Source organism: Pantoea sp. JZ29 (assembly GCF_035190385.1).
GTDB lineage: Bacteria > Pseudomonadota > Gammaproteobacteria > Enterobacterales > Enterobacteriaceae > Pantoea > Pantoea stewartii.
Window position 1 is genome coordinate 2,928,045 of sequence record NZ_CP045241.1, and the last position, 13,304, is coordinate 2,941,348.

The following is a 13,304-nucleotide window of genomic DNA, read 5'->3' on the forward strand; positions in this document are numbered from 1 at the left end:
TGCCGCACGAATATTATGTCGTCGTTTCACTGGCCGAATCGGCTTCACTGCCGCGTTTGGCAGGCAGCGGATCGGCGGCGAAACCCCGTAATCCCACGACATGAACGTGTTCGGTGTTGTTAAACACTTTACGCATCAGTTTGTAGGTCGTGCCCTTCTCAGGACTGATGTTCTCAGGTGCAGCGATGACCAGTTGCATCTCCAGGCGCTCACAGAGTTCAAACAGCGTGGCGATTGAACGCGCATCCAGACGGGCGGCTTCATCCAGGAACAGCAAGCGGCAGGGTGAGATATCTTTCCCACGCAGACGGCGTGATTCCTCTTCCCAGCTCTGCACGACCATGACCAGGATCGACATACCGGTACCAATCGCTTCACCGGTAGAGAGCGCACCACTTTCTGCACGCAGCCAGCCATCGGAGCCACGATTCACCTCGACTTCCATCTCCAGGTAGTTACGGTAATCCAGCAGTTCTTCACCAATTGTCTGTGGCGTGCGCTGTCCCATATCAATCTGTGGATTGAGGCGTTGATACAGTTTTGCCAGCGCTTCCGAGAAGGTCAGTCGGTTGCTGTTAAACAGATCCTGATGCTGTTCATGCTCTTCGGACAAGGTATCGAGCAGCATCGCGTGTGTTTCCCGCACGTTCACGTTGAGCCGCACGCTGCGTACCTGTCCAAAGCTGACGGTCTGTAACCCCTGGTTCAGCTGGCGAATACGGTTCTGTTCACGCTGAATCGTTTTGCGAATAATGTTCGCCACGCTGCGTGAACTGATGGCCAGCGTTTGCTCGCGGGCGGTCAGCTCTTCCGTCAGACGGTTCAGCTCGATTTCCATCTGTTCGATGGCTTCAACCGGATCGTCGGTGCGGATAATGTCCTGACGGATACGTTCGCGCAGATGCTGATACACGGCGATAAAGAACTGAATTTTACGCTCTGGCCGTTTGGGATCTTCCGACAGGCGCAGCACATCGCGCAGGTGTTCGTTATCCGCCACCGCCAGGCGCAGTGCACCGAGTGCCTTATCCGACATTGAACGCAGCTCATCTGCGCTCAGGTAAGCCAGTTCCCGACGATGCAGACGCCGCTCCACGCCATTGTCCTTCACCAGACGCAGCACCATGCACCAGCCTGCTTTGGCACTGACCACCTGTTCGCGGATCTGATGATAGTTGCGCTCAAGCTGGCGCAGTTTCTTCTGCAGATTGTCCATTTCGGCTTCGCAGAAGGTGAGCTGTTTCTCCAGCTGGTTACGGCGGGCACGATTGTGACTGAGCGCGGTATACAGCTCGTCACGGCGGATACGGGCGCGTTCTTCCGCGCTGGCATCGGCCTGCACACCGATATCCTGCATCTCCTGCTGCAACTCTTTCAGCATGTCGCGTTTGGCGTCATAAGCGCTTTTCAGCGATGCCAGCACCTGAGAATACTGGGTCAGCTGCGACTGATGGGCACGCAGGCGCTCACGGCAGCGGCTGCGCTCCGCTTCCGCCTGCTCCAGACGCTGGCGCAGCTTATCACTCAGATCGGTGTTGCCACCGAGCATACTGGCCGAGTCGTCATAGCTGAAGTGGGCGCGACGCTGTACCACCTCGGTCAGCGCAAAAGCCTGCTGACGCGCGCGCTGCTGCTGCTGCTGTGCATGCTGGTAATCTGCCTGCAACTGGTCGTGCTGTTCCGGATCGCTCTGCAGCACCGCCAGCATCGGTTCAAGTTTGGCCAGCTTCGCCCCATGCTGATGGAGGAAGCGTGCGGCTTCCTGCGCGTCTTCCACCTGCTCACGGATCTCTTCACAACGGTCTGCCAGCGTGTCGTCCAGTAACAGATTCACGCGCGGCAACAGGCGGTTAAGCTGCGCAACGCCCTCTTTGGCCAGGTCAAACTGCTGACGTTGCTGCTGATTGTTGCTTTCATGCTGGTTGAGCGCACGTTCCAGCTCACCCCGACGGGCGCCGAGCTGACGAATCTGCGCTTCGGGATCGTCATCAAAGGCGACCGCCAGATGGCTACCGATAAAACGGCTGAATGACTGATGAAGCCGCTGCGTCTTTTGAACGTCAAACGACAGGGTGGCATACCGTTCCGCCAGACGATCGCGTTCGTTATTGAGCAACTCCAGCTGGTTTTCGCGTGCCGCCCGGCCGAAAAGCGGGATTTTAGGGAAGCGGGAATAGCGCCACTGGCGCTCGGCCACCTTGACCACGACGGCATTTTGTAACTCGTCGACGCTGAACACGCTGTCATCAAAGGATTGCGGATCGCCCTCGATCAAATAGAGATCTTCCGGGCACTCTTCCAGGCCATCCAGTTGCTCACGCACCAGCGAAAGATCGGGCACCACAATGGCGTGACGTGACGGGCCGTACAGGGCGGAGAAGTAAGGCGCATCGTCGAGCGTGACATCGTCATAAATCTCAGACAGCAGCACACCGCCAAAGCGTTCGGCCAGCTGGTTCAGTCGCGGATCTTCCGCACCGCCCGGCTGGCTCAAGCGCTCAATCTGCTGCTCAATTTCACGTTTCCTTGCGGCCACTTCATCACGTTCAACGGTGGTTTCACGTTCCCGCTCCAGCAGCTGCTGCATGTATTCCGTAACGTCCTGGCTGCTGGCCAGCGCCTGACCGGTTTGCTCGCTGAGCTGCGTCAGGATTTCTTGCGCAGCCAGCCAGTGCGGCGCACGCGCGGTCAACGTCGCGATGCGCTGACGGAGCTGTTCCAGCTCCTGACGCATCAACATACGCTGTTCGCCCGCATCGGCAACGCTGCTGTTCAGCTGCTCGATTTGGGCTTCCAGTTCACGCTGCAATCCTTCCAGCGCATCAGGCTCATATTGCTGCCCCTGACGCTTGCAGAATTCCGCCAGCAGACGTTCTGCCTCCTGCTGCTCGCGCAGGCGCTGTTCAAGTTCGCTCAGACGCAGGCGCAGTGAAGCAAGCTGATCGGCGTGGTGACGCTGATTGCTGGCATCACGCAGGAGATCGCGCCCGACTTGCCAGGCCTCTTTACGGCTGACCTCACCGGCAATGCTGGTCACCAGCGATAAGGCCTGTTCAAACTGACTGTGCGCCGCTTCGGCCACACTCAGTTTCTGCTCCAGGCGCAACAACTGCCCGGTTGCTTCTTCTTCTTTGGCCTGGAAGCTGGCCTGCCATTCCGCCGCGTTGTCAATGTTCAGCTCAGGCAATTCACACAGCGAACGCGCACGTTCCAGAGCCTGTAACGCCTGCTGATACTGAATGGCACGGGTTTGCTGCACGTCCAGCGCCTGCTGAAAATCGGCCAGCTGACTTTTCAGCTCATCCACTTCCAGTTCGGCCGCTTCAGCACGGGCTTCATTTTCTTCCTGGATTTCACGCGCTTCGGCCACGACTTCACTCTGTTCTTCCAGGCGAAGTGTCAGATCCTCGATATCACTGTCATAACGGGTAATTTTTTCCTGCTGGCGCATTGCCGTCTGCACCAGATTCAGGTGATCGCTGGCCGCCTGATAATCAATTTCAAGATCGTTCTCTGCCCCGCTGTGTTCAGCCAGCTCTCGTGCCATTTCCACGTGGCGATACTGCTCCGACGCCAGCTGCTTGCGGCTGGTGAACAGTTCATTGCGCAGCTGTAGTGCGCTATCCAGGTGGATGCGTCGTTCGTTGGCATGACGCATATAGTCGGCCGATACATAGCTGGTGGCTTCAGAAATCAGGTGCTTAAACAGATCGCGATCAGACTGGGTTACGCGGATCGCTTCCAGCGTCATACGGTTTTCGCGCAGCGCAGCTTCCATGTCCTGGAACGCTTTACGCACGCCACTGTTTTCAGGCAACAGATAATCGCGCAGAGAACGGGTGATGGCGCTGGAGATACCGCCGTACAGAGAGGCTTCAATCAGGCGATAAAACTTACTGCGGTCACTGGCGGTACGCAGACGACGCGGCACAATCCCCAGATCAAACATCATCGCGTGATAGTCCGTTACCGAGCTGTACTGCCGATACTGGACACCTTCCAGCGCCTCGACGCGTTCTTTGACCTCGTTAAGCGGTAACACGCGCGCCTGACGGCTGTTCAGAATTTCCGTGAGCATGTCCGTGGGCAGCGTATCCGTGGGCAGGCCATGGATACTAAAGGGCTTGATATCAACCTTTTTGTCACGTCCTGCCACCTGCTGTAACCGGACCCCGACCACCACACGTTGATGGCGTGAGTTCACTACGTCCAGCATCGCGTAGCAGACGCCTGCCCGCAGTTTACCGTGCAGGCCTTTATCGCGTGAGCCTGAGGTTGCGCCCGCTTCGGTGGTGTTACGGAAATGCAGCAGGGTTAAGTCAGGAATCAGCGCCGTGACAAAGGCCGCCATTGTGGTGGACTTACCTGCCCCGTTTCCGCCCGACAGCGTGGTGACCAGTTCATCCAGATCAAAGGTTCGGGCAAAAAACCCGTTCCAGTTGATCAGGGTTAGCGAACGAAATTTGCCGCGTTCAATCATGCCTGCTCTTCCTCCGCGATATCACCCGCATCGCTGTCATTCTCTTCACTGTCATCAGCCTCTGTGGCTGCCGTCGTGTTGTCCAGCAACATCGCTTCTCCATCGCGGATCAGGCGCAGTTGCGCTTCACGCGCATCATCACCGCTACGGACATCGGCACCGAAGCGGAAGACAGACTCGGTAATACGAAACTTGCTGCTGTCGTTGCCAAAAAACCACACCATGCCCAGACGGCGCAGGCGGCTTAAGGACGCACGCATTTTTTCCTGTAACTTAGCCCGATCGAGATCCGACCCGGTTGAACGCTGGTTAACCAGCTTCAGCAGCTTGCTTTCGTCCGCCAGGGACAGCAGTTCATCATAGAGTTCCTGTTGCGTGAAAATGCCTTCATTCGCCAGGCGTTCCGGGCTGAGATACAGATAGCAGAGGATTTTCCCGACCATCATGTCCAGTTCGGAAAGCACGGAACGGGGAATGAGCGTGGTTGAGCGTGGACGCAGATAGAAAAAGCCCTCTGGAGCACGAATCAGCTCAACGTTGTAGCGCGTGTAAAACTCTTCCAGATACTGCTGGTAATCCATCAGAAAAGCGTGGTTATCCAGCTCTTCAATGCCAATATGGCGACCGGCACGTAACTGGCTGTCCAGCGCCGGAAAAATCGGATTTGCCAGTGCCTGTGCCAGCTTAACCGGCATCACTTGTTCAATATTTGTCGATGACATGTGCCTGCACCTTGGCTCCGTAATCATTAATGGCTTGCCATTCCACAGGCAAACCGGCTAAATCGGCTTCCGCTACACCTAATCGCACCGCCTGGTCCACGACAATGCGCGCAAGGTCGAAGTGACGCGCGCGCGGGTACTGGGCCAGATAGTCGCGCATGACGGCGGCGAGGTTAAGCGGTTTTTGCTGCGTTTTATAAATCGTTAAGGCTTCTTCGATCATGGCCGCCAGCTGCTCGCGAATTTCATTAAATTCTTCGAACTCCAGTTCAGCAGGTAATTCGCCCATCACTTCGTCATTACGCAGCGTCAGCTCATCGTCACGCATATCGTAAAGACGTTCGGCATTGGCATAAGTCAGCGCCCAGGGTGAGTCAAAATAGTTCTGTACGGATACGCGCAGGCGCTGGGCAAAAACACGGTTTTTGTCCATGTCGATAGCGGTGCGGATAAATTTATGTACGTGGCGGTCATAACCAATCCACAGGTCAATGGCCTGCTGTCCCCAACTGGTGATGCGGTCGAGTTTACTTTGCAGATCGAACACCAGTTTATCGACGAAGCCCAAATCCGGGCTGTCCAGCGTCGCATCCTGAATACGCAGCAGATTTTCCTGGAGTTTGTCACCGGCCGCTTCCAGCGTATCCTGCAATTCACGCAGCGTACCGGAAGTTTCCGACAGTAACATTTCACAGCTTGAAATCGCGGCGCGCCAGTCTTTATTCAGTAGCTCCGCAATATCCGCTTTCACCGCCTGCTGCTGCTCATCCATCAGGCGTTGCGTCATATCAATGCTGTCGAAGATTTCGGCTACGGAGTATTTCAGCGGCGCGAATACGTTACGATGCCAGTGAAATTCATCGCCATTCTCCTGCGCCGCGTCGGCGGCACGCTTAAGTTCAGCGGCAACGATGGAAAGCTGCATGGAAAGCCGCAGCGTGGAGAACTCGCGCTGGCGGATATAGTAATCCGTGATGCCGATGGCCAGCGGCGTCAGACGATAAATTGCATTGCCTTCAGTTAATTCACTGGTGAAACGGTTCAACAGGCGCTGACGTACCATATCATTGATGGCGTTGTTGGCCCGCACCAGTACGGTTTCGCTGGTTTGTTCAAACGCTTTGCTGACATGACGAAACGCATCGACCAGGTCACCTTCACTCATTTCTCCGTCCATGCGCTCGCCATTCAGCGTGGCGATGGCCAGCAAAAAAGCCAGACGTTCAACGGGCAGCGCAAGGGAGAAATCGTTCTTGCGCGCCCAGGATACCAGCTCCGGTACCGTCTGGGAAAATTCACTCATAATTCGTCCTTCTGCCCGGGTTTGCGCGCGGTCACGTGGATGTAACGCCCTAAGCTTAAAAAGGGTTCCTGACGGCAAAAACGCCGCTCCATCTCAATGATTTCGTCGTCGCTTTTTGGCTCGCCTTTAGGCGGCTTCATATAGTCGCTGAACACCCGAATCCCGGCACGCTGTTCAATCTGGAAACCGCAGGCCTGTAACCAGCGTGACACATCGTCAGGATCGCGCGGATAGTCCGGTGACAGCGTGCGCTTCTTACGCTTGGTTAAGTTGGTACGAAGGTAACCAAAATTGCCCAGCGTCAGGGTGCGTAATGTTAACCCATGCAGGTTATAAAACATCAATGACAGCACGCCTCCCGGCCGCAATGTATCAAACAGGGCTTTCAGCACAGTTTCCGGTTCAGCGACCCATTCAAGCACAGCGTGAAACAATACCAGATCCACCGGCTTATCCAAATGTTCACCGACCTGCTGCGCGCTAATTTGTTTGAATTGCATGTTATGGCTCACACCCAGCGCATCCGCATTTTCCTGGGCACGGCGCAACATTTCACCTGAGAGGTCGCACAGCAGAATCTGATGGCCCCGCGCGGCCAGTCCACTTGAAATTTGCCCAATGCCACCGCCCGCATCCAGCACGTTCAGTGAGGGAGACGAGGACGTCAGGCTGGGAAGCAAGGCTTCAAGCTCATCCCAGACGATTGCCTGACGCACCCGGCCTTTGGTGGTGCCGTAAATATTTTGCGAAAATTTATCCGCGAGATCGTCAAAGTTACGATCCTGCATGGCATGGACTCCGGTATGCTGCGGTAAAACGTATGCTATTTTGTCACAGGTGCCGTAAGAATGAAGCTTTCATGCCCTTCTTCTGCTCTGGCTGCTGTTTTTTCGGACAACAAGAGGGATTTTACATGTTTTTTATGCTGAAAAAGGCATTTGGCAACCTGTTACTGCCCCTGCCTTTTCTGCTTCTTTTAATGGCTGTCGGCATTTTGCTGCTTTGGTTCAGCCGCTGGCAGAAAAGCGGTAAAATCTTTATCTCAGTGAGTTGGCTGATGTTATTACTGATAAGCCTACAGCCGGTCGCCGATCGCTTACTGTTGCCCGTCGAATCGCATTACCCGACGTGGAATGGGACTGAAAAAGTCGATTACATCGTGGTGTTAGGGGGCGGCTATACCTATAACCCGGCCTGGGCGCCCAGCTCGAACCTGCTGAACAACAGTTTGCCTCGCGTGACAGAAGGTGTGCGTCAGTGGCAGCGCCATCCGGATGCTACCCTGGTCTTTACCGGTGCTGCGGCAGGGCAAAATCCCAAAAGTAATGCCTGGGTCGCCGCACAGGTTGCCGAAAGCCTGGGCGTACCTTCATCGCACATTCGTCTGCTGGATCAGCCAAAAGATACCGCACAGGAGGCGCAGGCTGTCAGCACGCTCATCGGGCACCACCCTTTCCTGCTGGTTACCTCAGCTAATCATATGCCGCGCGCGATGCGGTTTTTCAATCAGGCAGGCCTCAAGCCGATTGCAGCGCCCGCCAATCAGCTGGCGATTACTTCGCCACTTAACTGGTGGGAACGTTTTTATCCTTCCCCGCTGTGGATGAGTCACAGCGAACGCGCGATCTACGAAACGCTGGGGAGCGCATTGCAACGCTTCTCATCCGCCTCACCCTCTGCCGCACGATCTGATGGATAGACGCAAAGGCGCACATCCGTCATGGCGCAGGCTGAGTGGACCGGAACCCGGCGCCTCAGCCGCGTGCGCAGACGGTCATCTCACAAGAAGCGGAACAGGTCAGCGAAGCATCGCGGCGCGGACCCGGGTGAGATCCTCTGGCGTATCCACGCCAACGCCCGGAATCGTTTTTGCCACCGCAACGTGGATCTTTTCGCCATACCACAGCACGCGCAACTGCTCCAGCAGTTCGATCTGCTCAAGCGGACAGGGTTCCCAGCTGATATAGCGACGAATAAACCCGGCACGATAAGCATAAATGCCGATATGGCGCAGCAGCGTGTCACCGATCTGTTCCCGGGACTGCGCATAACGTTCACGATCCCAGGGAATCGTCGCGCGTGAAAAATACAACGCGTAGCCTCTGGCATCCATGACCACCTTGACGGCGTTGGGATTGAACGCCTCTTCCGCATCCGTAATCGGCACCGCCAGCGTCGCCATGCCGGCGTCAGCCTGAGCCAGATTGGTCGCCACCTGATGGACGATATCAGCGGGGATCATGGGTTCGTCGCCCTGAACATTGACGATGATCTGGTCATCCGCGAACTGATATTTTTCAATCACTTCTGCAAGGCGTTCCGTACCGGAATGATGATCGGCGCGTGTCATACACACCTCGCCACCGGCAGCCTCGACAGCGCGGGTCACCTCAGGATGATCGGTCGCGACAATCACACGGCTGGCACCCGATTCCCGGGCGCGCTCCATCACATGCACCACCATTGGCTTGCCATGAATATCAACCAGGGGTTTACCCGGTAAACGGGTGGAAGCATAACGCGCAGGAATGATGGCAATAAAACTCATGGATGGATCTCTTCAACCGATAACGTACGGGCTTCGTTTTCCAGCAGTACCGGAATACCGTCACGCACAGGGAAAGCCAGCGCGTCGGGCTTGCAGATCAGCTCTTGCTGTTCTTTGTTAAAGTACAATTTGCCATTACAAACCGGGCAGGCAACGATTTCGAGTAAACGGTGATCCATATGTCCTCCATCTCGGACCGAGAGCGTAAGGACTAAAGCATATCACAGCGCTGATGAGAGCGGGTAAATCACACCCGCGCTGCTTCAGGAATTGTTAAGCTGCCAGCGCGTTGGCCAGTGTGTCAGTAACGCCGAAGGCGCATTCTTTAGCAAGACCGTTTCGGCCCCCTGCCAACGGGCGAAGCGTTCAATAGCACGTTGCACGTCATTGAGAAAGGAAACGGTTACCGCGACGTCAGGTTCCAGCCAGATGTTGTTAATTTCCAGCAAGGCTGTTGAGCGCACCATCCGTGCATCCAGGCGGACTTTGAGTTGGCCCCGATGCAGCACCGGTAAGACAAAATATCCATATTTACGTTTGGCCGCAGGCGTGTAACATTCAATGCGGTAGTCAAAGTCAAACAACGCAAGCGCACGTTTCCTGTCCCATACCAGCGGATCGAAAGGGGATAACAGCGTGGTATGTGTTGCGATCAACGGCGTGGCTAATGCGGCCTGAGCGTCCCGATGCAGCCACATCTCTCCCATGCCGTCGACCTCAACCGGCATGATTTCGCCGGCCGCCTGTGCCCATAAGACAAAGTCTTTAACGGGCGCGCGCTTTAGCCGGTAATAGTCTGCCAGCCACTCACGGCGAAAAATGCCCAGGCTGCGTGCGCTGTTCACTAACATCAGGCGGACAGCGTCATCCTCACTGATAGCATGCAGCGCATCCTGCCAGTCAGGCATGACACGTGAGCGTAAATCATAGACGCGCTGAAAATTATGGCGCGCCGACACCATTAGCTCCCCTGAACTGAACAGGTTTTCGAGATGCCGCTTGTGGGGTTTCCATGCCCACCATCCTGACTTATGATTTTTACCACTGGCGAAATCAGCCGATCTGACGGGCCCGTTGTCGCGTATATAGGTAAGTAGATCAGCGATTTCCTGCTGATGTTCCGTTGCCCAGTCTGCACTGTATTTCCAGCCCAGGCGCTCCGGCGACAGCATGCGGTGCCGCAGTAACCGGTAATCTGCGCGGGGAATAAAACAGGCTTCATGCGCCCAGTATTCGAAAATCTCCCCCTGCGCCAGCGACTCGTCCAGCCAGACGGGCGGGTAGTCGCCTAAGCGACTGAATAAGACAAGATACGGACTGCGGGCCACCACATTGATGGTGTCGATTTGCAACAGCGACATGCGGCTAATGCAGGCTGAAATATCCTGAAAACGTGCCCGACGTTTCACCGGACGCAATAACCCCTGCGCCGCGAGCTGAATATTACGTGCCTGCTGTCGTGAAAGTGAATGCGTGCCCATTCTCTTCCTTCTCAGTGGGAATTAGTGCGGCTCCCGTGATGAATACGTGCCACACAGGCGTTGTATATCGTCTAACAGTAGCGTCGCTGCCTCAGCCTGCAGATGGGCATCGACTGGAAGATACCACCATGAGGATTGCGCGAATGCGCGGCATTTAACGGCATCTTTCTCCGTCATCAACAGCGTTTGGCCGGGCGTGACCAGACGCGACAGTTCCTCTTCGCTGTAAGCATGATGATCGGCAAAGGCGATCTCCGCAACGGGCGTCAGACCGTGCTGTTTTAAGGTATGAAAAAAGCGCGGCGGATGACCAATGCCGGCCATGGCGACGACATCGTGCAACGTGTTGAGCGGTCGTTGTTCACCGCTGAGCAGATGGGTTGCCATCCCCGCCTGCAGTTGCATGGCAATTTCACCCTGTTGCGCTTCACCACCGTTAACGATCACCGCGTCTACCGTCTTAAGGCGGGATGCCCGTTCCCGCATGGGGCCGGCAGGTAACCACCAGCCGTTGCCAAAACGTCGCACGCCATCCACCACCACAATTTCCCGATCGCGCTGGAGCGCATAATGTTGCAGGCCATCATCAGTCACGATGAGATCCAGTGAATGATGTTGCAGAAGGGCTTCGATCGCCTCACGGCGTCGCGGTGCCACTGCCACGGGCGCAGCTGTGCGCTGCGCAATCAGCACCGGCTCGTCACCCGCCTGATCGGTGGCGGTTTCCGCAGTGACAAGCAGCGGATAGCGGTCTGCTTTCCCCCGTAGCCGCGGGAAATCACACCTACCCGTAATCCTCGTTGCTGCAGGGCGTCAACCAGCCAGATGACCACGGGTGTTTTACCATTCCCGCCCGCGGTCAGATTCCCCACCACGACAACAGGCAAGGGCGCACGCCAGCTTTTACGCCAGCCACGCCGGAAACTGAGGCGGATCAGCGCCGTAATGGCGCCATAAAGCACACTGAGTGGCCACAGGACTAACCATAATGGCGATCGACCACTCCAGATGCGCTCAATCATTGGCCGAACTGCATTTTATGGAGTTGAGCATAAGCACCTTTTTCCGCCAGCAGGTCGGCGTGCGTACCGCGTTCGATGATATTGCCCTCTTCCACCACCACAATTTCATCCGCTTTTTCAATAGTAGAAAGGCGATGCGCAATCACCAGTGAGGTGCGGTTTTTCTGCAGCTCATCCAGGGCAGACTGGATAGCACGCTCGGACTCGGTGTCCAGCGCAGAGGTGGCTTCATCGAGAATCAGGATAGGACAGTCACGCAGCAGAGCGCGGGCGATGGCGATACGCTGGCGTTGACCGCCTGATAGCAGCACACCATTTTCCCCGATGACGGTATCCAGCCCCTTGTCCATTTTATTAATAAAGTCCATCGCGTGTGCCATCGTCGCCGCCTTTTCGATTTCCTCGCGGCTATACTGTTCACTGCGCGCATAGGCAATGTTATTGGCAACGGTATCGTTGAACAGATGCACATTTTGCGACACAAGTGCGACCTGATTACGCAACGACGCTAAGGTGTATTCACGCAGGTCATGACCATCCAGTAAAATCTCGCCCTGCTGAATATCATAAAAACGCGTCAGCAAACTGGCGATAGTCGATTTACCTGAGCCGGAGCGCCCGACTAAGGCAACGGTTTTTCCGGCAGGCAGCATCAGGTTAATGTTTTTCAACGCAGGTGTTTCACGGCCGGGATAGGTGAAGGTCACACCTCGGAATTCGACATCACCTTTTGCGCGCGTGATTTCACGCGTACCGGTGTCGTTCTCCTGCTCACTGTCGAGAATGGAGAACAGCGTCTGACAGGCCGCCATACCACGCTGAAACTGCGCATTCACGTTTGTCAGCGATTTCAGCGGGCGCATCAGAGCGATCATAGATGAGAAGACCACCGTAATGGTCCCCGCAGTCAGCGTATCCATCACGCTGGGGAAACTGGCGGCGTACAGAACGAATGCCAGAGCCAGAGAAGCAATGAGCTGAATAACCGGATCGGAGATTGAAGAGGCTGAAACGAGCTTCATCCCCTGCTGACGCATGCGGTTACTGACCTTGGCAAAACGCTCGGATTCAATGTCCTGGCCACCAAAAATCAGCACTTCTTTGTGCCCTTTCAGCATCTGCTCGGCACTGGTCGTCACCTGTCCCATGGTGTTTTGCATCGATTTGCTGATGTTGCGGAAGCGCTTTGATACGGTACGAATCGCGAAGGATACGATTGGAGCCAGAACAATCAGAATCAACGACAGCTGCCAGCTGTAATAAAACATCATGATAAACAGGCCAATTATCGAAGCGCCCTCACGCACCACGGTGACCAGCGCCCCCGATGACGACGAGGCGACCTGTTCCGAATCATAGGTGATGCGAGAGAGTAACGTACCCGTGGATTGCTGATCGAAGAACGCAACCGGCATGCCCATCATATGGCTGAACAGACGACGGCGCATATTCATCACCACATTGCCTGACACCCATGAGATGCAGTAGCTGGAGATATAGCTGCTTACGCCACGAACCAGCATCAAGCCGATGACTGCCAACGGCATCCACAGCATCACGGATCTGTCCGCTTTACCAAAGCCGTCATCCAGCAAAGGCTTCAACAGGGAGAGCATTAACGTATCGCCTGCGGCATTAATAATCAGGGCAGTAGCCGCCACAATTAAGCCAGCTTTGTTGGGTGCGATCATCGGCCAGAGTCGACGAAATGTCTGCCACGTTGAGAGATCTTTATCTTGATGCATTAT

The 13,304-nt window shown here is 55.6% G+C and carries 9 protein-coding genes and 1 pseudogene; 1 reads left to right on the top strand and 9 read right to left on the bottom strand.

Going from position 1 to position 13,304, the window contains the following annotated elements:
* Window positions 1-13: 13 nt before the first annotated feature.
* The 4 genes from mukB to cmoM are packed head-to-tail and all read right to left on the bottom strand — an operon-like array spanning window position 14 to window position 7,293.
* Window positions 14-4,480, bottom strand: coding sequence for a chromosome partition protein MukB (mukB, locus tag GC090_RS13645; RefSeq protein ID WP_205949989.1), 4,467 nt, complete (start codon window positions 4,478-4,480; stop codon window positions 14-16).
* Window positions 4,477-5,202 (bottom strand): chromosome partition protein MukE, encoded by a 726-nt coding sequence (mukE, locus tag GC090_RS13650; RefSeq protein ID WP_006118636.1) that lies wholly within the window; start codon window positions 5,200-5,202, stop codon window positions 4,477-4,479. Before mukE ends, mukB begins: the two co-directional genes overlap by 4 nt.
* Complete coding sequence (gene mukF, locus GC090_RS13655) at window positions 5,183-6,505, bottom strand: chromosome partition protein MukF (RefSeq protein ID WP_033737632.1); 1,323 nt, start codon at window positions 6,503-6,505, stop codon at window positions 5,183-5,185. The genes mukE and mukF overlap by 20 nt, the downstream gene beginning before the upstream one ends.
* Complete coding sequence (gene cmoM, locus GC090_RS13660) at window positions 6,502-7,293, bottom strand: tRNA uridine 5-oxyacetic acid(34) methyltransferase CmoM (RefSeq protein WP_033737633.1); 792 nt, start codon at window positions 7,291-7,293, stop codon at window positions 6,502-6,504. Before cmoM ends, mukF begins: the two co-directional genes overlap by 4 nt.
* 125 nt (window positions 7,294-7,418) lie before the next feature.
* On the opposite strand from cmoM, the gene elyC reads away from it, so the two are divergent.
* Window positions 7,419-8,204, top strand: coding sequence for an envelope biogenesis factor ElyC (gene elyC / locus GC090_RS13665; protein ID WP_006118633.1), 786 nt, complete (start codon window positions 7,419-7,421; stop codon window positions 8,202-8,204).
* Window positions 8,205-8,303: 99 nt separating this feature from the next.
* Here the strand turns inward: elyC and kdsB are convergent, their stop codons facing one another.
* From kdsB to msbA, 5 genes and pseudogenes are all read right to left on the bottom strand, one after another.
* Window positions 8,304-9,053: a 3-deoxy-manno-octulosonate cytidylyltransferase gene (kdsB, locus tag GC090_RS13670; RefSeq protein ID WP_324020096.1), complete on the bottom strand. Its 750-nt coding sequence runs from the start codon at window positions 9,051-9,053 to the stop codon at window positions 8,304-8,306.
* Entirely contained in the window at window positions 9,050-9,232 is a 183-nt protein-coding gene (locus GC090_RS13675; RefSeq protein ID WP_006118631.1) for a Trm112 family protein, read from the bottom strand. The genes kdsB and GC090_RS13675 overlap by 4 nt, the downstream gene beginning before the upstream one ends.
* Window positions 9,233-9,316: 84 nt before the next feature.
* Window positions 9,317-10,534 (bottom strand): winged helix-turn-helix domain-containing protein, encoded by a 1,218-nt coding sequence (locus tag GC090_RS13680; RefSeq protein WP_324020098.1) that lies wholly within the window; start codon window positions 10,532-10,534, stop codon window positions 9,317-9,319.
* Between the two features lie 21 nt (window positions 10,535-10,555).
* Window positions 10,556-11,556 (bottom strand): annotated as a pseudogene (lpxK, locus tag GC090_RS13685) (tetraacyldisaccharide 4'-kinase).
* Window positions 11,553-13,301, bottom strand: coding sequence for a lipid A ABC transporter ATP-binding protein/permease MsbA (msbA, locus tag GC090_RS13690; protein ID WP_033737638.1), 1,749 nt, complete (start codon window positions 13,299-13,301; stop codon window positions 11,553-11,555). The pseudogene lpxK and the gene msbA overlap by 4 nt, the downstream one beginning before the upstream one ends.
* Between the last annotated feature and the right edge of the window lie 3 nt (window positions 13,302-13,304).